The organism is Neorhizobium galegae (genome assembly GCF_021391675.1).
GTDB lineage: Bacteria > Pseudomonadota > Alphaproteobacteria > Rhizobiales > Rhizobiaceae > Neorhizobium > Neorhizobium galegae_B.
Genome location: NZ_CP090095.1, coordinates 1,455,612 through 1,476,710, shown reverse-complemented (window position 1 = coordinate 1,476,710; position 21,099 = coordinate 1,455,612). Strand labels below are relative to the sequence as shown.

The following is a 21,099-nucleotide window of genomic DNA, read 5'->3' as shown; positions in this document are numbered from 1 at the left end:
CAAGGGGGTTCGGGCAATTTCACGCCGCTGTCACACTGCGCCCGACGCCATTGTGGAGGTCGAGGCAGCGTTCGAACCACAACCCGACCGGGTCGCCATCGGAAAACACCTTGGCGCCGGCGGTGACACGCATCCATTGCAGCGCGCCGAACAGGATGTAGTCGACGAAAAGCGGTCCGTCGCCGCCGATGAAGTCATGATATTTCAGGGCGTGGCGGATCGGCTCCAGTTTTGGCGCGAAACCGTCGATCTCCATCTGGCGGCTCGCCTCCATCTCTTCCAGCGTCCGGCCGAGCCGGGCCTCGCGGCTCGATCGGAAATACACCTGATCCGTCTCGCCGAGCATGTCATGAATGTTCTTCACCGCGATCTTGGTGATCGCCGTGTGCACCACCATCTGCGAAAAACCCTCGACGAAACGGGCGAGCGCCTTGCCGGCCGGCCCGCCGAACAGCGTCGGCCGGTCCGGATAGGCCTCCTCCAGATAAAGCGCGATCTCGAAGCTGTCGCGGATCAGCTCGTTGCCGTCCCGCAGGATCGGCACGGTCTTCGAGAACCCGCCTTCGAGGCTGGGGATCTCGGTAAACGGCGTCGGCTTCTCGATGAAATCGAGGCCCTTGTGGGCGAGCGCCTGCACGACTTTCCAGCAATGCGGCGAAAACGGGCGGCTCTCGTCGGCGCCGCAGAGCGAATAGAGAATACGGGTCACGGCAGGCTCCTGATCTGAACGTTCGGCCGGCAATATTGAGAGCAAATTCTCGTTTGAATCCAATCAGGAAATTTCATGGGTCGCAGTCGATCGACCATTTCGACGATCCCTTAACCGTAACTACCGGCAATCCGGCCCGTTTTAGCAAATGTTAAAACCGGTCCCGCATGGCTTGTCGCACGATCGAACAATTGTGAGGACGAGAGATGGCGGGCGAAGCGAGCAGAACGGGACAGGATCGCGGCCTGCAGGCTGTCGTCCAGCTCATGGCGAAGTTGGATGTGAGCGGCCTGCCGCGCAATTACGAGCTCTTCCACGAGGCGCTCCTCGGCGGCGACGCCGCCCTTTCGCGCGAAGTTCTGGCGCTTCCCGCCGGTCCTTCCCAGACTGTGCTCGACGAGATGGGGCTGCGCCATCAGCTCTCGGCTTTCGTCGCGCTCATGCCTGTCAGGGGTCGCGATCAGGAAATAAAGCTGCTGCTGGAACTTCGGGACAAGATGGCAAGCGGCGTCACCCAGAAGAAGGGCTTCAGCCGCGTGCTGGAAACCGTCGCCCGCAGCCTGCGCCAGGACAGCAGTGCGGGACCTGAGGATATTCTGGCCGAGATCGAATATTTGAGCGTCTCGCTCTCCGATGCCGTGGTCGCCGAAACCGAACTGGAAGCCATCCTGAGATCGGGCGCCGATCGTCTCGTCAAGGCCGAGCGCGAGGCATCCGTCGCCCGTTCGGTGACGCTGCGCGACCGACTGACCTCGCTGCCGAACCATGCGGCACTTGCCGAACGGCTGGAGGCGCTCTACGGCGTCGATGCCGACAGCCGCGATACCGCGCTGTTCCTGGTGACGGTTACCGATTTGCCGCATTTCGCCCGCACCTACGGCGATCCCGCCGTCAACCGGATCGTCAAGAAGGCCGCCTCGATCTTCCGCAAGGCGATCAAGAAAAACGATTTCCTGGCGCGCATCGGCAAGGGTGATTTCGCCTTCGTCTTCCGCGATGTCGGCCGCGACAGCGTGCAGCCGATCGCCGAACGGCTGATCGCTTCGATCACCGACAATCTCGTCTTCGCGGCCTCCGACGGCACGAGCGGGATTGGTCTTTCGGTCGGTGCGGCGCTGACCGCAGACGCCTTTTCACCGCAGGAACTGCGGCTGCAAGCCGGCACGGCGCTTGAAACCGCCAAGGCCAATCCGCGAATGATCGTCGCGCTTCACGGCGAGGCGCCGAAACGGTCATCCTGAATCGGATAGGATCTCCAAAACAGAAGAGGCCGCGGTTTCCCACGGCCTCTGTTTGCGAACGAAGATAGGCGGCCGACAGCGATACGTCCGCGGCCGCCCTCTTGTCCTACCAGGAGGTCGGCGGGATTATGCCGGCACGAACTGGTTCTTCTGCGTGAACCGAACGGAGACATCCGTGACACCGCCAAAGCTCACCTCGTAGGCCGCCGAAGACGTCGCGGTGTCGATCACCTGTCCCTGAACGAAAGAGCCGGCGAGAATGTAATATTTCGGCTTCGGCGTGAACTGGTACAAGAGGCCGGGCTCGAGCTGGACCGCGATCGTCGGCTTGCCGGCCATGGCGATGCCGACATTCAGGTAGACGCTCTTGCTGGCCTGCACGGGCACGGTCGGAATGGTGTCGTCGGCCTGGGCGAGGATAAGGCCTTTCGTCGCGTCGGATGGCCCCGCCGGAAAACCGGGAGCGCCATAGGGGAACGGTCCCTGATAGGTCACCGGCACCTGGTTCTGATTGTTGATCATGACGGCGACCGAACTCGCCGTCTGGAAGGAACGCGGCGAGCCGGGCGTGCCCTGCTGCTGAACGTAGCCAACCGTCACGGAATAGTCGATCGTCCAGTTGAAGGAAGACGTGCTCGGCTGGTCGGGGGTACCCGCAGCGGCGCCGCCAACCATCCAGGCCAGCGACAGGGGGTCGACCGACGGCCCGATAATCTTCGGGATCGTCTGGAATAGGGCAAACTGCTGCCATTTCGCGTTTTCATTGAGAACCGTGAGGCTGTAGGGCTGGCCCGCTGCCTGCGCGCTGAAGGCTTTGATCGCGTTCTGCCCCATGTAAATGGTCATAATACATCTCCTCAATTGGGTTGCCGCCACGACACCATGCGGTGACGGCATCTGTGCTTACGGCACCGGCTTCCGCGGAGCATCATTTGCACAAGCACAACCTAGGATATTTAAATCTGAAAATATGTCACACACGTAACAACCCTGATTTGCATTTTCGCTAAATATCAACCCTACAGACGGCAGCCATGTTTCCGATTTCAGGGTGGTCACGAGCAGATGAAAACGATGAAGAATCCGACAATTTCGGACGAGATAAGGAAAATGGAATTGTTCGGCGCCGCAGATGACGCCGTTATTTCCATGCTTGCAAAAAAGGTAAATATAAACACATACAGAGATCGGCAAACGCTGTTTCTGAGCGGAGATCCTTGCGATACACTTTATATTATACTTTCGGGCGGCATCTATCTTTATTTTATATCCGAAGAAGGCAACGAAGTGATTTTTTCGGAGCTTCAGGCGGGGGACGCAGTCGGCGAGATCGAGTTCGCCCTCAACTACCGGCACTCCTCGAACGCGGTGATATGCGGGGCGACGCGGCTGCTCGAAATCGATCGGAAAACATTCAACGCGCTCTCGGCAATCCCGCAGGTGTCTTCATACCTGATGCGGACGATCGCCCGAAAGCTCCACCGCACCATCATGTTCGCGGAGGGAATGGCGCTTTACCCGCTGGAGATTCGCCTTGCTCGCCTGCTGCTCAATCTCGGCGCCTCCCACGGGCGGTCGACCAGCGACGGCATCCTCATCGAAAAACCGATATCCCAGAGCCGCATGGGCCAGCTCATCAATGCCAGCCGGCCGCGCATCAATGCGCAGCTCCAGGCCTGGAAAAGCGAACGGCTGATCGGCGTGCGGCAGCACCGCATCATCATCTTCAACAAAAGATCGCTGCAGATCATCTCGCGTCATTCAGACCCTGCGGCCTGAATGACGCGGGCGCCTCCCCCCGGGCCGGGCCGCCCGTCGCCGCCTGCCCGGATTGGGTGGCTTACGGGCAACCGTTCTTGACGATGGGGATCAGATCGGCCGTATCTGCGGTGAAGCTCGGACCGAACACGCCGTCCGGCGCGCCGCTGGAGACAACGCTGACCGCCTTGTGGACGTTGTTCGCTGTCACGAACCACGCCCCGCCGCTTGCGCCGCCGCCATACATGGGATGCGGGCGGGCGTCATAGGAGGTGCCGGCCTGCACCACGATGCGGGCCGTTTCCCGATACATATACTCGCCGTCGTCCAACCTTGCCGGGTAACCGGTCACCGTCACGTTTTCATCGACATGGGCGCCGTCGATGCCGAGCTCGTATTTGCCAACGGCGGATGCGACGGTGGTGCGCATCACCGAATAGTCGAACTGCGACCGCGCGAGGCTCGGATCGTTGTCCGCGACCTCGGTCCAGCGCAACAGCACGGCCGCCCTGTCCACGTGGTAGAGCGTCCCGCCACCGTTGGAATACCCCTGATAGAAGCGGATGTTGCTTGCCGCCATGCCGCCTTTCCAGAGGCTGTGGGCGGCGCCGATGACGATATTCGCATCCGCGACGAATTGGGCGCTGGCGGTATAATCGTCCCCGCCCCGCGTGTAGAGAAGCTGGCCACCGAACTTGTAAGGCGCTTCGCCGATCGGCGCCCGTTCAGCATCGCCCACAAGGCTGCCTTCGCTTTCACTTGGATACCCGTCCGTGGGCAGCGTTCCGATCATTTCGCGCTCAGGGATCGCCGCGGCAATTCTTTCCGGCGTCCAGTATTCCGCGGCCGCATTGGCAGACCCCACGCCGCCGGGGTCCCAGCAGGTAAACTCCACCGCCCCCGCGCTGAGCGGCATCATCAGCGCGGATGCCGACAGCAGCGTCGACCACGTCAATCTTCTCACTCTCATGACATTTGCTCTCCCGATTGAAGTTCGGTCGCGCCATCGCGTCCGGCGGCAGCACCGCCTCGATCATCTACCAGAGCGTGTAATTTCCTTCTGTTTCCCTCGGGACAGCGGATATCAACCCGCCGGCCGCCCTTGCCAACAAACGGGGTTTCGGCCAAAACCGCCGCCATGATCACGATTACCGAACTTTCCGCCCGCATCGCCGGGCGTCTCCTCCTCGACAATGCCAGCGTGACGCTTCCGGCGGGCACGAAGGCGGGGCTCGTCGGCCGCAACGGCGCCGGCAAATCCACGCTGTTCAAGGTCATAACCGGTGAGCTGGGCTCGGAAACCGGTTCGGTCTCCTATCCGAAAAGCGCACGTCTCGGCCAGGTGGCGCAGGAGGCGCCGGGCACCGAGGATTCGCTGATCGAAATCGTGCTTTCCGCCGACAAGGAGCGCGCCGCACTGCTGGCGGAGGCGGAGACCGCCACCGATCCGCATCGCATCGCAGACATCCAGATGCGACTCGTCGACATCGACGCCCATTCGGCAGAGGCGCGCGCGGCCAGCATTCTCGCCGGTCTCGGCTTCTCACAGGAAGCGCAGTCCCGGCCTGCCTCGTCGTTTTCGGGCGGCTGGCGGATGCGCGTGGCGCTCGCCTCCGTCCTGTTTGCAGAGCCAGACCTGCTGCTGCTCGACGAGCCGACCAACTATCTCGATCTCGAAGGCACGTTGTGGCTGGAGGACTATATCCGGCGTTATCCGCACACCGTCATCATCATCAGTCATGATCGCGACCTGTTGAACAACGCGGTCAACGCCATCGTGCATCTCGACCAGAAGAAGCTGACCTTCTACCGCGGCGGCTACGACCAGTTCGAGCGCCAGAAGGCCGAGGCCGACGAATTGCAGACCAAGGCCAAGGCCAAGAACGAGGCGGCCCGCAAGCACCTGCAGAGCTTCATCGACCGCTTCAAGGCCAAGGCCACCAAGGCCCGACAGGCGCAGAGCCGCGTCAAGGCATTGGAGCGCATGGGCACCGTCGCCGCAGTGATCGAGGATCATGTCCAGCCGATCACCTTTCCCGAGCCGGAAAAACAGCCCGCCTCGCCGATCGTTGCGATCCAGAACGCCGCCGTCGGTTACGAACCGGGCAAGCCGATCCTCAAGAACATCACGCTGCGCATCGACAATGACGACCGCATCGCGCTGCTCGGCTCGAACGGCAACGGCAAGTCGACCTTCGCCAAGTTCATCGCCAGCCGGCTCAAGGCGGAAAGCGGCGATATCCGCTTGGCGCCGAGCCTGAAGATCGGCTTCTTCGCCCAGCACCAACTCGACGACCTCGTGCCGGCGGATTCGCCCGTCGCCCATGTGCGCCGGCTGATGCCGGATGCGCCCGAAGCCAAAGTCCGCGCCCGCGTGGCGCAGATGGGGCTTGCGACGGAAAAAATGGCGACGGCCGCAAAGGACCTGTCCGGCGGCGAAAAGGCACGCCTGCTGATGGGCCTTGCCGCCTTCCATGCGCCGAATCTGCTGATCCTCGACGAACCGACCAACCATCTCGACATCGATAGCCGCCGCGCGTTGATCGAAGCGCTCAACGACTACGAAGGCGCCGTCATCCTGATCAGCCACGACCGCCACCTGATCGAAGCCACCGTCGACCGGCTGTGGCTTGTGAACAACGGCACCGTGTCGAACTTCGAAGGCGACCTGGAGGAATACCGCAACCTGATCGTCAGCTCCGGTAAAAAAAAAGAAGAAAAAGTTGAACTGACGGAAGATCTTTCCTCGAAGGCGGACCAGCGCAAGGCGAATGCCGAAAAGCGCGCCTCGCTGGCACCGCTCAAGAAAAAGATCAACGAAATCGAGGCCGTAACCGCCAAGCTCGAGAAACTGATCAAGGCCCTTGATAAGGAACTTGCAGACCCGGTTCTCTACGAAAAAGCCCCCGCCAAGGCGGCCCAGAAGGCCAAGGAACGCGGAGAAGCCGCCGCAAAGCTCTCGTCGGCCGAAGACGAATGGCTGATGCTGTCGTCGGAGTACGAAGAGGCTATGGCGAGCTGACCTTGCTCCGGTGGTGAGTATTGCCCTCTTGCCGACCTGACCCGCGATATCCTCGGCGGCGTGGCCGGGAACCCGCCACCCGCAATGCGATTAATCATTAAATTAGGAATCCATTATAGTATCGGCCGATTATTCACAGGGATGATTTTCCGGCCCTATGTCCAATCCGCGGCGGCTTCACGCTCTTTCTGGCCTGCTCGCGGATCGCCGCGGCAATATTGCCATCATGTTCTCTCTGCTGCTCGTGCCGCTGATCACCGCCGTCGGCGCCAGCCTCGACTACGTGCGGGCCTATAACGCCCGTTCGAAAATGCAGGCCGATCTCGATTCCGCCTTGCTCGGCGCAGTGAAAAGCGTGGGAACACTGGACAATGCCGCGCTCAAGAAGCGCATCCAGGAGTGGTTCGCTGCCCAGACCGATCTCGGGAGCGGCGGTTACACGCTCGAAGAAATCGACATCGACACATCGAACCGTAAGATCACCGCGACGGCCCGCGCGACGGTGTCCACGACGCTGCTCAAGATTGCAGGCATCGACGGCGTCGGCGTGGCCACCTCCTCGTCGGTCGAAGGTCCAGGCCGCGCCTATCTCGACGTCCATATCGTACTCGACAAATCCGCTTCGATGCTGCTCGCGGCGACGAGCGCCGGTCAGTCCAGCCTGATGGCGTCACCGGCCAACTGCGCCTTTGCGTGCCATACGCCGGAAGGGACGACCTTCACCTACAAGAGCAAGACCTACAGCAATGTCTACGACCTGTCGGTCGCGATGAACATCAAGCTGCGGGCCGATGTCTCGGTGGACGCCGCGCGAGAAGTTCTAGACCTCATCGACACGGCAGACGCCGCACATGAGCGCATCCGGGTCGGCCTCTATACCCTTGGCGAAACCGCGACCCAGGTGTTGTCTCCGACCTTCTCGACCTCGGCGGCCCGCACAAAACTGAACAGTAAAACCAGCGGCATGACGAGCGCGACCTCCGAAGACGGGACATATTTCGACACTTCGCTGACGGCCCTCAAGCCCATGATCGGAACGGCCGGAGACGGAACCACCAAGGATGCGCCGCTGAAACTCGTGTTGATTCTGACGGACGGGGTCCAATCCGAGCGCAACTGGGTGCTGCAAAGCAACTCCGGTATCCGCTTCCCGACAGCAAAAAACTCGCTCCAGACCGTCGTCACCCCGATCAATTCCAAGTGGTGCAAGCAGGTGAAGGACCTCGATGCCACAATCGGGGTTCTCTACACCGAATACCTGCCGATGACCTGGGACTGGGGTTACAATGCGACGCTCGGCAAGACGATGAGCAGCAGCGGCTTCAGCTCGATCTGGGGAGGCACGGTCGCTTCCGGCAAGAGCAGCAGCACGCGGACAGCCTATATCCCTAAAGCGCTCGAAGAATGCGCGACGAGCGGCGACCTTTTCCTGCAGGCGAATTCGGCCGAGGAAATCGAGGAAGGCCTGTCCTCGCTCTTCAAGCAATATCTCTCCAAGGTAAGGCTGACAAACTAGATGACGCCGATGCACCGTTTCAAAGCCCTCTTGCGGAACGAGCAGGGAACGGCCGCGGTCGAGTTTGCACTGCTTGTCTTGCCATTCTTCGTCTTCCTCTTTTGCATTCTCGATATGGCGCTGATGTTCTTCGTCGACAGCGCGCTCGATTCGGCCCTGCATATGGCCGCCCGTTCCGTCCGGGTCGGCACCGCCTATTCGAACGGCTGGGATCTCGCCGCTTTCAAGAGCAATGTCTGCGACGGTATGGCGCTCGCCTTCAGTTGCGAGGACGAACTGCTGGTCACCACCACCACGATGTCCGATTTCTCGTCGATGAGCTTCACGTCGCCGGTCAGCGGCGGTGTTCTGTCCGTAACCGAGAGCTTTTCTCCGGCCGGGTCGGGGGAATACGTGATGATCCAGGCTTTCCTTCCCTGGGACAGCCTGCTGGCCGCTATCGGCGCAGACGTCAACACGCTCGCCGATGGCACCTATGTGCTCTCCGCTTCCGTGATTTTCAGAAATGAACCCTTTTGAGAAATCGCGCGATGGCACCAAGGCATGATCCCGACCACAGGCAAGGGAACCGGCGCGAAAGAAGCGTGCGGGCCCTGCTCGCCGACCGCAAAGGCCAGTCCGGCATCGAGTTCACCCTGCTTCTGCCGATCATGGCCCTGCTGTTCGCCGGCACCGTCGACCTCGGAGAAGGCCTGATGGTGAAGCGGAAGATCAACCAGATCGCGGAAGTGGCAAGCGACATCGTCTCCCAGGAGACGAGCTGGAGCAACAGCGAGCTCAATACCCTTCTCCAAGGGACCGCCTCCATTCTCATTCCCTTCAACAGCAGCGCACTTGCAATCCAGGTGGCCCTCATAGACTTCGACGCCGCCGGCAACGCGAAGGTCAACTGGTCGTCGGCCTTTCAAGCGAACGCGCAGGCATCAGGGGACCCGCCCGCCTTCGAAATCCCCGCCGACCTGATCGAAAGCAACGTGCAGCTCGTCGTCGTGCAGGTGAATTACGCGATGACGACGCCTTTCACGTCGCTGTTTTCCACCGTTACCGGCTCAGGCGAGTACAGCTTTGTCGGCAAGGCGATCTCCCGTCCGCGGGTCGGCGACAAAATCACCAAGAAGTAGGCTAGGACCTGCAATCCGGCAGAAGCCGTCCTTGCGGTCCGTTTCGCAGGTTGCATGCGGTGGACAACCCATAATAACCAGCCATTAACCATAATCGGCGAATGTGACGTCGCTTCAACTCCTCAGTCACTTTTTAGCCGAGTCGCTCCCATGTTTGTCCGCGTCCTTTGTGTCGCCGCCGCCGTCGCGTGCCTTCTTTCCTCCTGCGCCGGTCGCAGCCAGACCGAGAGCGGCTCGCTTGCCACCTCATTTGCGCCCGCCAAGGCACTCTCCTCGTCCAAATCGCCCAGAAAGGTCGAAGCGGATTCGCCGGTAGCGCTGACGCCGGTCGCTTGGGGGCGTTTCAACAATCCCGGCAGCCTTTCCGGCCGCACCCTCACCGCCTCGTCGCTTTCCGACCTGAAGCTCGCCGACAAGGAGGTCGTGCTGACCTTCGACGACGGCCCGATGCCGAAGAAGACGGAGAAGATCCTCTCCATCCTCGACGAATACGACGTCAAGGCGACCTTCCTGATGGTCGGGCAGATGGCGAAGGCCCATCCGGAGATCGCCCGCAAGGTGGTCAATGCCGGCCACACGATCGGCAGCCATACCTATCGTCATGCCGACCTGCAGCACCTTTCCTTCGATGCGGCCGTGGCCGAAATCGAAAAGGGGCGCGATGCGGTGACCAGCGTCACCCATGAGGATGCCGGTTTCTTCCGCTTCCCCTATCTCGCCGACACCAGGCGCTTGCGCCAGTGGGTCGCCTCAAACAGCATGGTGGTGCTGGACGTGCAGGTGGATTCCAAGGATTATTTCGGCGTCTCGCCGGCCGCCGTCGCAACCCGCACGATGAATTCGTTGCGCGCCCACGGCAAGGGCATCATCCTGCTGCACGACATCCATGCCCGCACGGCCGCCATGCTGCCGGCGCTGCTCACCCAGCTGAGCGCAGAGGGCTACAAGGTCGTTCGCCTGCGCCACAGCAATTCGTCGATGATGATGGCCTGGCTGAACTGAGGGAAAGAATGCGCGGGGTCAGGCCTTCTTGACCCAGCGCCCCTCTTCCGATTGCTGCCAGTAGGTCAGCGCATGCCCCTCGCCCTTCAGCTTCTTCCACTGGGCGCGGGCATTGTCGAGTTGGACGGTGTCGTAGCCATCGAACATGAAAACGATCCGGTCATAGTCGACGATCGGGGGCGGCTCGGCACCATCCACCAGAAAACGGACAGTCGCACCGTTGCCATTTTCGGCGGCGGAGGTCAGCAGCACCGGCTGCGCCTCGGCCATCGGCGAGACATCCGTGCCATGCGGCAGAAAACTGTCCTCGCGAAACGTCCACAGATGCGCGTCGAGAAAGTCCCGCCGCACATCGCCGCTCGTCTGCACCGCCACCTTCCAGCCGCGCTCGACGCTCTTTTCGAGGAGCGCCGGCAACGCATCCTCGAGCTTTGATTCGGTCAGGTGATAGAACAGGACTTCGGTCATCACAGTTGAGAACCCATATTTTCGTTGAACCGACAAATATGGGTTCTCAACCCACCTCGTAGTGCGCCCGGACGAGTTCGTCCAGCAGCCGCACGCCGTAGCCCGATCCCCAGGACTGGTTGATCTCGCTCGACGGCGAGTTCATCGCGGTACCGGCGATGTCGAGATGGGCCCAGGGCGTTTCGCCGACGAAGCGCTTCAGCAGCTGCGCCGCGGTGATCGACCCGGCATGGCGCCCGCCGGTATTCTTCATGTCGGCGAATTTCGAGTCGATCAGCTTGTCGTAATCCTTGCCGAGCGGCATGCGCCACAGGCGCTCGCCGGTGACGTCTCCGGCACCGCTCAACTGGCCGGCCAGCGTGTCGTCGTTGGAGAACAGGCCTGCCTGCAGATTGCCGAGCGCCACCAGGATGGCGCCGGTCAGGGTGGCGAGATTGATCATGAAACGCGGCTTGAAGCGATCGTTGCAATAGTGAAGCGCATCGGCAAGCACCAGCCGGCCTTCCGCATCGGTGTTGATGATCTCGATCGTCTGGCCGGACATGGTGGTGACGATGTCGCCCGGCCGCTGTGCATTGCCGTCAGGCATGTTCTCGACCAGGCCGAGAATGCCGATCGCGTTGACCTTCGCCTTGCGGGCGGCGAGCGTATGCATGAGGCCGATGACGGCAGCCGCGCCGCCCATGTCGCCCTTCATGTCCTCCATGCCGGCGCCCGGCTTGATGGAAATGCCGCCGGTATCAAAAACGACGCCCTTGCCGATGAAGGCGACCGGCGCCTCCTTCGGCTTGCCGCCCTTCCACTGCATGATGGCGAGCCGCGGCGGCCGCACCGACCCCTGCGCCACGCCGAGCAGCGCGCCCATGCCGAGCTTCTTCATCTCTTTTTCGGTGAGGATTTCCACCTCGACGCCGAGCTTTTCGAGTTCCTTCGCCCGGTCGGCGAATTCGACCGGGCCGAGCACGTTCGGCGGCAGGTTGACGAGTTCGCGGGCGAGAAGGACCCCGCCGGCAATCGCCTCGGATTCGGCAAATGCCTTCTTGGCGGCCGTATGCTCGGCTGTGACGATCGTCACCTTCACCGTCTTCGGCGCCTTTTCCTCGTCATCGCCCTTCTTCGTCTTGTAGGTGTCGAAACTGTAGGCGCGCAGCAGCATGCCGAGCGCAAAGCCGCCGAGCTGTGCGCCGCCGACCGCAAGGCCGGGCAAGTCGGCGAAGATCACCACCTTGGTCATCGACTTGACCGAGGATGCGGCGATGCCGCCCGCCTTCAGCCAGTCATAGGCGGTCAGCGTCTCGGCCTTGCCGAGGCCCAACACGACCAGCCGGTCTGCCGGCGATCCCTGCGGCGCAATGAGGTCCAGCGTCGACATCGGCTTGCCGGAAAACTTCGCGATCTCAGCCGCCCGGGTCACGATGCCGGCGGGGTCGGCCTCGGCGGCACCCGCCGCGGGCCCGTCGCCGGCAAGCTTGAGCTGGATGGCAAGGCCACCATCGATCTTGGCGGACTTGGCGAAGGAGATATCGAATTTCACGGACATTGCGACTCCAGGAGGCTTTCGAATGGAACGCGGCGATCATCGCCGTTTCGGCTTGAAGCGCAAGGGCGAGAAGTCACAACCGCGTCAACCCGGAGTCGGGTCCCCTGTCCTGACGCGTCAAAAAGCCCGATTTCGGGCGCGGACATTCCCGGCTATCGGCAGACGGCCCTGTTCAAATTCCGCGCGTCTTGCTCTAGGGTCGCGCCGCCTGATGACCACCGGATCAATTCGCATGACCTCGCCCTCCCCCACCGTCTCCGACCGGCTTGCCGCCGTTCGACGATTCTTCGCCAGACCGAAGGGATGGTTCATCGTGCTGATGGCGCTCTGGTGGGTGCTGCTGGCGGTCTTCTACCTGGTACCCCAGATCGACCTTGCCGTGGCGCGCGCCTTTTTCGCGCAGGCCGCCTGTGGCGAGGCGATCGAACAGGGCCAGGTCTGCGGCAGTTTTCCCTATGGTGGCGAAACCGTCTTCGTCCTGATCCGGCGCGTTCTCTTCTACCTGCCGGCGCTGGTCGCGATCTATCTCCTCTATCGGCTGATCGCCAACCTGCAGCACCACGGCAAGACCTACAGCCCGCGCAAGACACGGGATTATTCCATCGCCCTGATTTCCTTCCTGATCGGCCCGTATGTGCTGGTCAACCTGATCCTGAAGCAGGTCTCCAACCGGCCCCGCCCCTACGAGACCGACTTTTTCGGCGGCAAGGACGTGTTCACGTCGGCGGGCGATTTCGGCGGCGCCTGCGCCGGCAACTGTTCCTTCATTTCCGGAGAGGCGGCGGGCGCCGGGTGGCTGGCCTGCCTCACCATTTTGCTGCCCAAACCGCTGCGTCCGGTGCTCGGGCCCCCGCTGATCGCCATCTCGCTGATCTCGCCGGCGCTCAGGACCTCCTTCGGCGGCCATTATTTTTCGGACGTGACGCTCGGCTGGTTGTCGTCGCTGGTGGTCTATGCAGCGGTGGCTGCGTGTTTCGAAATGTCACAGCGAAGAAGAAAACGGAATTCGCAAACAAATTTGTGACGCAGCCCCTGTCGCAAAGCTGATCTCAATCGCTTAGATAGGCGCGACCGTCATCTCGGGGTAACTAGCTGTCACCATTCCCCGGGTGACGTTGTGCAAGGTATCTAGGCCGGAATGAAGCTTCTCGAAGTCTACATATTGCGCCGGATTTTTCAGATGTTCCTGGTGACGCTCCTGCCGGTGCTCACCATCATCTGGACCATCCAGGTGCTGGGACGCATCAACCTGGTCACCGATACCGGCCAGTCGATGGGCTCGTTCGCGACTCTTGCCACCTTCATCCTCCCCACCATCATCCCCGTCGTGCTGCCCTTCGCTCTCGTCATCGGCATCACCCAGACGCTGACGGCGATGAACAACGATTCGGAACTGCCCGTCATCGACGCTGCTGGCGCGTCGCGCAGCATCATTTACCGGCCGGTGCTGATGCTCGGGCTCGCGCTTAGTCTCTTTTCGTTCCTGGTGACGAATTTCGTCGAGCCGCCGTCTCGCGTCGCGGCCCGCCAGATGGTCGCCGCGGCTTACGCCGACCTGCTCTCCTCGGTCATCGAGGAAAAAACCTTCCGCAGCATCGAGCCGGGGCTCTACGTGCAGATCTCGGAGCGCCATTCCGGCCGGGTGCTCAAGGGCCTGTTCGTCGTCGATTATCGCGACCGGAATTTCGACCTCATCTATTACGCCCGCGAGGGATCGATCGACGAAAGCGGTACCTCGCTCACCATGCGTGACGGCGAGGTCCACCGCAAATCCGCCGACGGACGCATTTCGATCATCAAGTTCGTCTCCTACGCCTTCGATCTGTCTGCAATGGCGAAGGCGGAAGGCGGCCTGCCGCAATATTCGTCCGACCGCAGCCTCACCTTCCTTCTGAACCCGGATCCGAACGATCCCGTCTACCAGAAGTCGCCGGACGCCTATCGGTCGGAGCTGCACAGACGCCTCTCCGACTGGCTTTTCCCGATCACCTTCGCGCTGATCTCGCTGGTCATTGCCGGTAGCACCCGCTCGCACCGGCAGGCCCGGGTCCATCCGATGGTGTTTGCGCTTTTCCTCGCTTTCGGCGTGCGCTGGCTCGGGTTCTCGGCCACCAACATGGTCGAACGCCATGCACTCTACACCCCGCTCCCCTACGCGGTGCCGATCGCCTTCTCGCTGATCGCGATCTTCATGCTTGCCACCAACCGGCAGTTCTCGGCGCCGCGCTTCATCGCACGCGGCATGTCGCGCCTGGCCAACAGCCTGCAGCGGCGCATACCCGCCTCGCGGACTTCGGGCGGAGGTACGGCATGATCTTCACGACGCTCGGCCGGTATTTCTTCCGTCGTTATATCATCACAGCGCTCTGGTTCCTGCTCGGCGTCGGCGCCATCATCTTCCTCGCCGACTTCAGCGAGACCAGCCGCCGCATGTCGGGCTTCAGCGGCTACACGGTCTCAGCCGGGCTGGCGATGACCGCCATGCGCGTGCCGCTCATCCTGCAGCAGACCATCCCGACGCTCAGCCTGTTTATCGGCATGACGGTGCTGATCGCACTCAACCGCCGCTACGAACTGGTGGTGACGCGCGCCGCCGGCATTTCGGTCTGGCAGTTCATCTCGCCCTTCGTCATCGGAGCGTTTCTGATCGGGCTCGCAACCTTGCTTGTGATCAATCCGCTCGCCGCCTGGGGCCAGCGCGAATCCGCTTCCATGGAGGCAAGCTGGCGCGAAGCGAGCAACCGCTCGCGGGCATCCACCTTCATTCCCTGGATCCGCCAGATCAGCGGCGACGACGATACGGTCATAGGCGCCAAGAGCTATCAGGAGAAGGGAACGCGGCTTGTCGACGTGGTGGCTTTCCAGTTCGACAAGGACGGCCGCGTGATCATGCGGCAGGACGCCAAGACCGCAAAATTGGAAGATGGTTACTGGCTGCTTAACGAGGTTTTGGAAAACCGGCCGGGCGAAATTCCAGTGCGTCGCGAGACAGCACAGGTTCGCACCAAGTTGAAGCAGGAGTATATCCAAGAGAGCCTGGCGCAGCCTGATACTGTTGCGTTTTTTGATCTTTCCAGAAAAATCGAGGTCAGCAAATCTTTCGGCATTCCCACAAAGGCGCTGGAGACGCAGTACCACTCGCTGCTCTCCCTGCCGATCCTGCTCGTGGCAATGACTCTCATTGCTGCAACAGTCTCATTAAAATTCAGTCGGTTCGCCCAGTCCCGCTCCGTGATTCTGGGTGGAATAGTTTCTGGCTTCGTGCTTTATGTCGTCACGGTGCTCGTGAAGGCATTCGGAAGCAGCGGGGCAATTCCTCCTTTCGTGGCGGTCTGGATTCCAGTGATCGTCGCGACGGCACTGGGGACGACGATTCTGCTTCATCAGGAGGATGGCTAGTGGCGGTAAGTGACCGCAAACATATAAGACGGCTCGCCGCCGCCCTGCTGACAGGTGTGTCTGTATGCGTATTCGGCGTCTCCGCAACGGTTGTGCAGGCTCAGGGTCTGGTGCCTCAGGCAGCGGACGGCGCCAAGATGCTGTTGCGCGCCAATGAGCTCGTCTACAATCAGGACGCCGAGGTGGTCACCGCGACCGGTGGCGTGCAGATCTACTACAACCGCTACAAGATGGTGGCGCAACGCGTTCAGTACGATCAGAAGAGCGGCCGCGTCATGGCGACCGGCAATATCGAGCTGATCGAGCCGGGCGGCAGCCGTGTCTATGCCGAGCAGATGGACGTCACCGACAGCTTCGGCGAAGGTTTCATCAACGCGCTCCGCGTCGAGACCACCGACAATACCCGCCTTGCCGCCGAGAGCGCCGAGCGCCAGCCCGGCGACCTGATGGTGCTCAACAATACCGTCTACACCGCCTGCCTTCCCTGCACCAAGACGCCGGGCAAGGCTCCGCTTTGGCAGGTCAAGGCGCAACGGGTAGTCCGCAATGGCCAAGCCCATACGATTCGGCTTGAAAGCGCCCAGTTCGAACTGTTCGGCCTGCCGATCGGTCGCTTGCCTTTTGCGATCGAGGTGCCGGACGAAACGGTCGAGCGGAAGTCGGGCCTTCTGTTCCCCCAGTACAGCGCGAGCGACAATCTCGGCTTCGGCATCACGGTGCCCTATTATCACGTGTTCTCGCCGAGCATGGATGCGACGCTCAGCCCCACCTACTATTCCAATCAGGGGCTGCTGCTTCAGGGCGAGATCCGCAACAAGTTCGAAACAGGCGAACATACGTTCCGCTTCGCCGGAATCCATCAGAACGATCCGGAAACCTTCGATCCGAATACCAGCGACCGGGCTGCGGACAACCGCTTCATGGTCGCCTCCAGGGGCGCCTTCAGGATCAATCCGCGCTGGACATTCGGCTGGAACGTCATGACCCAGAGCGACAACAACTTCTCGCGCACCTACAAGTTGACGGGCGTCAGCAGCGGCACGTTCACCAACGACGTCTATCTCACCGGGCAAGGGACGCGGAACTATTTCGACCTGCACAGCTATTATTTCAACATCCAGGATGACACCTATAGCAACACGGCCGAACAGAAGCAGGCGATCGTCTATCCCTCGCTCGACTACACCTATTACGCGCCGGAACCGATCCTGGGCGGTGAGCTTTCGGTCACGTCCAACATTACCAACCTGTCCCGTCGCGAAGACGACTGGTACAGGGAAGGCACCACCAATCGTTTCCCGGGCCTTGAAGGCAGCTACAGCCGTTTGACCGTGGAAGCCGAATGGAAGCGCACCTTCAACACGCTCGACGGCCTGCTGCTGACGCCGATCCTCGCCGCCCGCGGCGACGGCATCCGCCATACCGGTTCCGGCACGCCGGGTGCCTATTTCGGCGATATGGAGTCTGAAGGTGCCAACGGCCGTTACATGCTCACGGCCGGTCTCGAGGCGCGTTATCCGATCCTGCTGACCACCGAAAACAGCAGCCATATCATCGAGCCGATTGCGCAGATCTTCGCGCGTCCCGATGAGCAGATGGCCGGCGGATTGCCGAACGAGGATGCGCAGAGCTTCGTCTTCGACGCCACCAGCCTTTTCGAGCGCGACAAGTTTTCGGGCTTCGATCGTGTCGAAGGCGGCACGCGCGCCAATGTCGGCCTGCGTTATACCGGCACGTTCGCCAACGGCATCGGCGTGCGCAGCATTGTCGGCCAGTCCTACCAGATTGCCGGCCAGAACTCGTTCGCGACCGAGGACCTGGTTCAGGCGGGCGCCAATTCCGGGCTCGAAACGAGCCGGTCCGATTATGTCGCGATGGCGGCAATCGATCTGCCGCGGGGCTTCACGATCGGGGCAAACGCCCGCTTCGATGAAAAGACATTCGCGATCAAGCGCACCGATGCCTCGCTTTCCTACACGACGCCGCGGGTGAGCGGCTCGCTGGTCTACACGCAGGTCGATGCTCAGCCGGAATACGGTGCGGACGACGCGAGGGACGTGCTGAAGCACTCGATGAGCTTCCGGATCAACGAAAACTGGGCGCTTGCCGGCACGGCTACCTGGGACCTCACGGACAAGGAACTGATCCGGCGCGGCATCGGCATCAGCTATGCGGACGAGTGCACGATCTTTACGGTCGCCTATACAGACAAGCAGTCGGACACGGCCGCCAACGACTGGACCGTCAGCGCCCGCCTGAGCTTCCGCACGCTCGGCGATATCAGCGTCGGCTCGACCGAAGGTTTCGATCAGGACTACCGCTACTGACGTGGCGGCTCGTCCGATCGGCTGAACGTCATCGTTTCGCCGCAAGAATTGTGCAAGCGGTCGCAAATAGAGTATGAAATGCGAGGCCGGTCGGGCTCAAGTGCCCACCGGGGCGGGAAAAGGGATTGGTATCATGTTCGCAATGACCGCAACGCGCAAGCTGGTGCTGGCCGCGGCCGCCTTGGCCGCCTCGGTCGTCATTCAGCCCGCTGCCCAGCAGGCGCAGGCCGCCAGCGAAGTTTCGGCCGTCGTCAACAGGACGGCGATCACCAGTACCGACGTCGGCCGGCGCGTCGCCTTCCTGCGCCTTCAGCGCCAGAAGGCAGATGCCAAGACGGCGCGTGAGGTGCTGGTGGATGAAGCGCTGAAGCGCCAGGAAATTTCCCGCGTGAAGATGTCGGTCAGCACCGAGGATGTCGACAAGGCCTTCGAGCGGTTTGCCGCCGGCAACAAGCTGAGCGTGGCGCAGATGAGCCAGATCCTCGACAAAGCCGGCGTCGGCGTCGAGCATTTCAAGAATTACATCGCCGTGCAGATGAGCTGGCCACGACTGGTCAACGCCCGCTACGGCGGTTCGCGCGGCCGCATGTCGAGCCAGGAACTCGTCACGCGCATGATGGAGAACAAGGAAAAGCCGGTCACGACCGAATATTTCCTGCAGCAGGTGATTTTTGTCGTGCCGCCGGCCAAGCGCAACGCCATTCTCGCCAAGCGCCAGAAGGAAGCCAACGCCGCGCGTTCCAAATTCCCGGGCTGCGAGCAATCCAAGGATTTCGCCGCGACCATGCTGGACGTGTCGATCCGCGACCTCGGCCGCGTCCTCGCCCCCGAGCTCCCGGCCGACTGGAAGCCGCTGATCGAGAAGACGGCCGATGGCGGCACGACGGGCACCCGCGTCACCGAACGCGGCGTCGAATTCCTGGCCATCTGCAAACAGCGCCAGGTGTCGGATGATCTCGCGGCGGAAGTCGTGTTCCGCGCCGAGGATCTCGGCAAGGAGAAGAAGGGCGCTCCCGATCCGAACGACAAGAAATATCTCGATGACCTGCGCAGCAAGGCCCAGATCGAGTATCGCTGAGATATCGCTGACCTCGACACTTAAGTCATTTTCGGAGCCGTAATGCCTCTCGACCGTCCGCTTGCGTTGACCCAGGGCGATCCTGCCGGCATCGGCCCCGATATCACACTGGTCGCCTGGGCCGCGCGCCGGGCATACGACCTGCCGCCTTTCCTCTTCCTCGGCGATCCGGCCGTGCTCAAGGCCCGCGCCGTGATGCTCGGCCTCGACGTGCCGATCCGGGAAGCGGATAGCGACAGCGCGATGTCGATCTTCGACGACGCCCTGCCCGTGCTTCCCATTCCCGCGGGCGCGGAAATCGCCGCCGGCCAGCCGCATGTGGCGACCGCCAGGGGGACGATCCAGGCGATCGAGACCGCCGTGTCGCTCTCGCTCGAGGGCAAGGCCGCCGGCACGGTCACCAATCCGATCGCCAAATCCATTCTCTACCAGGCCGGCTTCGGTTTCCCCGGCCACACGGAATTCCTGGCCGACCTTGCCGAACGCGCCACGGGCAAGAAGATCCTGCCGGTGATGATGCTGGCCGGGCCAAAACTCCGGGCCATCCCGGTCACCATCCATATCCCGATCGCCCAAGTCCCGGCGGCCCTCAATGCGGACCTGATCGCCGAGACCTGCCGCATCGCCCATCACGATCTGAAGACCCGCTTCGGCATCGAAAAGCCCCGGCTCGCCGTCGCCGGCCTCAACCCGCATGCGGGCGAGGACGGGGCGATCGGCCGCGAGGACCAGGATATCATCCATCCGGCGATCTTCAAGCTGCGGGCCGAGGGCCTGCACGTCTTCGGGCCGCTGCCGGCCGACACGATGTTCCACGACGAGGCGCGCGCGCGTTACGACGTGGCGATCTGCATGTATCACGACCAGGCCCTGATCCCGGCCAAGGCGCTCGGGTTCGACACGTCCGTCAACGTCACGCTCGGCCTGCCCTTCATCCGCACTTCGCCGGACCATGGCACGGCGTTCGGCATTGCCGGCCAGGGCGTGGCCCGCGAGACCAGCCTCGTCGAGGCGATCAGGCTTGCCGGCAATCTCGCGTTGAAATCGAAAGCAGCCTGATGGCAACTCTGGACGGCTTGCCGCCGCTGCGGGACGTGATCCAGCGTCACGGGCTCGACGCCAGGAAGGCGCTCGGCCAGAATTTCCTTCTCGACCTCAACCTCACCCAGAAGATCGCCCGCAGCGCCGGGCCGCTTGGCGATGCGACGGTTTTCGAGGTCGGCCCCGGCCCCGGCGGCCTCACCCGCGCCATCCTGTCGCTCGGCGCGAAAAAGGTGATCGCGGTCGAACGGGACAGCCGCTGCCTTCCGGCTCTTTCGGAAATCGGCGAGCATTATCCCGGCCGGCTGGAAGTGATCGAAGGCGACGCGCTGAAGACCGACTTTGCCGCGCTGGCGCCGGAAGGTCCCGTTAAAATCATCGCCAACCTGCCTTACAACGTCGGCACCCAGCTGCTGATCAACTGGCTGCTGCCCACGCCGGATCAATGGCCACCCTTCTGGGAAAGCCTGACATTGATGTTCCAGAAGGAAGTCGGCCAGCGGATCGTCGCCGATGAGGATGACGACCATTACGGCCGGCTCGGCGTTCTCGCCGGCTGGCGCACCGATGCCCACATGGTCTTCGACGTGCCGCCGCAGGCCTTCACGCCGCAGCCCAAGGTGACCTCGACTGTCGTCCACCTGACGCCGCGCCAAAATCCCCTGCCCTGTGACGTCACCAGGCTGGAGCGCGTCACCCACGCCGCCTTCGGCCAGCGGCGAAAAATGCTGCGCCAGAGCGTCAAATCGCTCGGCGGCGAGGCGCTGCTGGTGAAGGCCGGCATCGACCCGGCACGGCGGGCGGAAACGCTGTCGGTGGAAGAGTTCGTGAGGCTGGCGAACTGCCTCTGAGAGGTAGCGCCATAACTCACTATAAG

At 62.1% G+C, this 21,099-nt stretch carries 19 protein-coding genes; 14 read left to right on the top strand and 5 right to left on the bottom strand.

Annotated elements, in window-relative coordinates; all coding sequences use genetic code 11:
- Positions 1-19: 19 nt before the first annotated feature.
- Positions 20-709 carry a glutathione S-transferase family protein gene (locus tag LZK81_RS07385; protein WP_046609987.1) on the bottom strand — a complete coding sequence of 230 codons (690 nt, stop codon included), beginning with the start codon at positions 707-709 and terminating at the stop codon, positions 20-22.
- A 206-nt stretch (positions 710-915) separates the two neighbouring features.
- On the opposite strand from LZK81_RS07385, the gene LZK81_RS07380 reads away from it, so the two are divergent.
- The gene (locus LZK81_RS07380) at positions 916-1,950 is read left to right on the top strand and encodes a sensor domain-containing diguanylate cyclase (RefSeq protein WP_233955674.1); all 1,035 of its coding nucleotides are present in this window, start codon (positions 916-918) and stop codon (positions 1,948-1,950) included.
- Between the two features lie 126 nt (positions 1,951-2,076).
- Here the strand turns inward: LZK81_RS07380 and LZK81_RS07375 are convergent, their stop codons facing one another.
- Positions 2,077-2,796 carry a hypothetical protein gene (locus LZK81_RS07375; RefSeq protein WP_046605606.1) on the bottom strand — a complete coding sequence of 240 codons (720 nt, stop codon included), beginning with the start codon at positions 2,794-2,796 and terminating at the stop codon, positions 2,077-2,079.
- A 219-nt stretch (positions 2,797-3,015) separates the two neighbouring features.
- On the opposite strand from LZK81_RS07375, the gene LZK81_RS07370 reads away from it, so the two are divergent.
- Positions 3,016-3,729 carry a Crp/Fnr family transcriptional regulator gene (locus tag LZK81_RS07370; RefSeq protein WP_233955673.1) on the top strand — a complete coding sequence of 238 codons (714 nt, stop codon included), beginning with the start codon at positions 3,016-3,018 and terminating at the stop codon, positions 3,727-3,729.
- Between the two features lie 61 nt (positions 3,730-3,790).
- Here the strand turns inward: LZK81_RS07370 and LZK81_RS07365 are convergent, their stop codons facing one another.
- Positions 3,791-4,678 (bottom strand): hypothetical protein, encoded by an 888-nt coding sequence (locus tag LZK81_RS07365; protein WP_233955672.1) that lies wholly within the window; start codon positions 4,676-4,678, stop codon positions 3,791-3,793.
- A 168-nt stretch (positions 4,679-4,846) separates the two neighbouring features.
- Between LZK81_RS07365 and LZK81_RS07360 the strand changes: the two genes are divergently transcribed.
- The 5 genes from LZK81_RS07360 (at position 4,847) to LZK81_RS07340 (ending at position 10,369) form a co-directional block, all read left to right on the top strand.
- Entirely contained in the window at positions 4,847-6,730 is a 1,884-nt protein-coding gene (locus LZK81_RS07360; protein WP_046609862.1) for an ATP-binding cassette domain-containing protein, read from the top strand.
- 157 nt (positions 6,731-6,887) lie between these two features.
- The gene (locus LZK81_RS07355) at positions 6,888-8,246 is read left to right on the top strand and encodes a TadE/TadG family type IV pilus assembly protein (protein WP_326491506.1); all 1,359 of its coding nucleotides are present in this window, start codon (positions 6,888-6,890) and stop codon (positions 8,244-8,246) included.
- A 9-nt stretch (positions 8,247-8,255) separates the two neighbouring features.
- Complete coding sequence (locus LZK81_RS07350; protein WP_233955671.1) at positions 8,256-8,765, top strand: TadE/TadG family type IV pilus assembly protein; 510 nt, start codon at positions 8,256-8,258, stop codon at positions 8,763-8,765.
- A gap of 65 nt (positions 8,766-8,830) precedes the next feature.
- A complete protein-coding gene (locus tag LZK81_RS07345; RefSeq protein WP_052753570.1) occupies positions 8,831-9,367 on the top strand; it encodes a TadE/TadG family type IV pilus assembly protein in 537 nt (178 codons plus the stop codon).
- Positions 9,368-9,517: 150 nt separating this feature from the next.
- Entirely contained in the window at positions 9,518-10,369 is an 852-nt protein-coding gene (locus tag LZK81_RS07340) for a polysaccharide deacetylase family protein (protein WP_046609859.1), read from the top strand.
- An 18-nt stretch (positions 10,370-10,387) separates the two neighbouring features.
- Here the strand turns inward: LZK81_RS07340 and LZK81_RS07335 are convergent, their stop codons facing one another.
- A complete protein-coding gene (locus tag LZK81_RS07335) occupies positions 10,388-10,837 on the bottom strand; it encodes a DNA polymerase III subunit chi (protein WP_233955670.1) in 450 nt (149 codons plus the stop codon).
- A gap of 46 nt (positions 10,838-10,883) precedes the next feature.
- Complete coding sequence (locus LZK81_RS07330; protein ID WP_233955669.1) at positions 10,884-12,377, bottom strand: leucyl aminopeptidase; 1,494 nt, start codon at positions 12,375-12,377, stop codon at positions 10,884-10,886.
- A gap of 232 nt (positions 12,378-12,609) precedes the next feature.
- Here LZK81_RS07330 and LZK81_RS07325 point away from each other — a divergent pair, with 232 nt between their 5' ends.
- The 7 genes from LZK81_RS07325 to rsmA all read left to right on the top strand — a co-directional run bounded on the left by LZK81_RS07325 (position 12,610) and on the right by rsmA (position 21,073).
- Positions 12,610-13,401 carry a phosphatase PAP2 family protein gene (locus tag LZK81_RS07325; protein ID WP_233955668.1) on the top strand — a complete coding sequence of 264 codons (792 nt, stop codon included), beginning with the start codon at positions 12,610-12,612 and terminating at the stop codon, positions 13,399-13,401.
- A gap of 114 nt (positions 13,402-13,515) precedes the next feature.
- Positions 13,516-14,691 carry an LPS export ABC transporter permease LptF gene (gene lptF, locus LZK81_RS07320; protein ID WP_233955666.1) on the top strand — a complete coding sequence of 392 codons (1,176 nt, stop codon included), beginning with the start codon at positions 13,516-13,518 and terminating at the stop codon, positions 14,689-14,691.
- Positions 14,688-15,776: an LPS export ABC transporter permease LptG gene (lptG, locus tag LZK81_RS07315; protein WP_046605618.1), complete on the top strand. Its 1,089-nt coding sequence runs from the start codon at positions 14,688-14,690 to the stop codon at positions 15,774-15,776. The genes lptF and lptG overlap by 4 nt, the downstream gene beginning before the upstream one ends.
- Positions 15,776-18,103, top strand: coding sequence for an LPS-assembly protein LptD (locus LZK81_RS07310; protein ID WP_233955665.1), 2,328 nt, complete (start codon positions 15,776-15,778; stop codon positions 18,101-18,103). The genes lptG and LZK81_RS07310 overlap by 1 nt, the downstream gene beginning before the upstream one ends.
- Before the next feature lie 133 nt (positions 18,104-18,236).
- Complete coding sequence (locus LZK81_RS07305; RefSeq protein WP_233955663.1) at positions 18,237-19,181, top strand: peptidylprolyl isomerase; 945 nt, start codon at positions 18,237-18,239, stop codon at positions 19,179-19,181.
- Between the two features lie 42 nt (positions 19,182-19,223).
- Entirely contained in the window at positions 19,224-20,240 is a 1,017-nt protein-coding gene (gene pdxA, locus LZK81_RS07300) for a 4-hydroxythreonine-4-phosphate dehydrogenase PdxA (protein WP_233955662.1), read from the top strand.
- A complete protein-coding gene (gene rsmA / locus LZK81_RS07295; protein ID WP_233955661.1) occupies positions 20,240-21,073 on the top strand; it encodes a 16S rRNA (adenine(1518)-N(6)/adenine(1519)-N(6))-dimethyltransferase RsmA in 834 nt (277 codons plus the stop codon). Before pdxA ends, rsmA begins: the two co-directional genes overlap by 1 nt.
- Positions 21,074-21,099 lie beyond the last annotated feature (26 nt).

Excerpts from the sequence above, each read along its gene's own strand:
- LZK81_RS07380 (WP_233955674.1), top strand. The coding sequence starts at position 916 with ATGGCGGGCGAAGCGAGCAGAACGGGACAGGATCGCGGCCTGCAGGCT.
- LZK81_RS07375 (WP_046605606.1), bottom strand. The coding sequence starts at position 2,796 with ATGACCATTTACATGGGGCAGAACGCGATCAAAGCCTTCAGCGCGCAG.
- LZK81_RS07370 (WP_233955673.1), top strand. The coding sequence starts at position 3,016 with ATGAAAACGATGAAGAATCCGACAATTTCGGACGAGATAAGGAAAATG.
- LZK81_RS07365 (WP_233955672.1), bottom strand. The coding sequence starts at position 4,678 with ATGAGAGTGAGAAGATTGACGTGGTCGACGCTGCTGTCGGCATCCGCG.
- LZK81_RS07360 (WP_046609862.1), top strand. The coding sequence starts at position 4,847 with ATGATCACGATTACCGAACTTTCCGCCCGCATCGCCGGGCGTCTCCTC.
- LZK81_RS07355 (WP_326491506.1), top strand. The coding sequence starts at position 6,888 with ATGTCCAATCCGCGGCGGCTTCACGCTCTTTCTGGCCTGCTCGCGGAT.
- LZK81_RS07350 (WP_233955671.1), top strand. The coding sequence starts at position 8,256 with ATGCACCGTTTCAAAGCCCTCTTGCGGAACGAGCAGGGAACGGCCGCG.
- LZK81_RS07340 (WP_046609859.1), top strand. The coding sequence starts at position 9,518 with ATGTTTGTCCGCGTCCTTTGTGTCGCCGCCGCCGTCGCGTGCCTTCTT.
- LZK81_RS07335 (WP_233955670.1), bottom strand. The coding sequence starts at position 10,837 with ATGACCGAAGTCCTGTTCTATCACCTGACCGAATCAAAGCTCGAGGAT.
- LZK81_RS07330 (WP_233955669.1), bottom strand. The coding sequence starts at position 12,377 with ATGTCCGTGAAATTCGATATCTCCTTCGCCAAGTCCGCCAAGATCGAT.
- LZK81_RS07325 (WP_233955668.1), top strand. The coding sequence starts at position 12,610 with ATGACCTCGCCCTCCCCCACCGTCTCCGACCGGCTTGCCGCCGTTCGA.
- lptF (WP_233955666.1), top strand. The coding sequence starts at position 13,516 with ATGAAGCTTCTCGAAGTCTACATATTGCGCCGGATTTTTCAGATGTTC.
- lptG (WP_046605618.1), top strand. The coding sequence starts at position 14,688 with ATGATCTTCACGACGCTCGGCCGGTATTTCTTCCGTCGTTATATCATC.
- LZK81_RS07305 (WP_233955663.1), top strand. The coding sequence starts at position 18,237 with ATGTTCGCAATGACCGCAACGCGCAAGCTGGTGCTGGCCGCGGCCGCC.
- pdxA (WP_233955662.1), top strand. The coding sequence starts at position 19,224 with ATGCCTCTCGACCGTCCGCTTGCGTTGACCCAGGGCGATCCTGCCGGC.
- rsmA (WP_233955661.1), top strand. The coding sequence starts at position 20,240 with ATGGCAACTCTGGACGGCTTGCCGCCGCTGCGGGACGTGATCCAGCGT.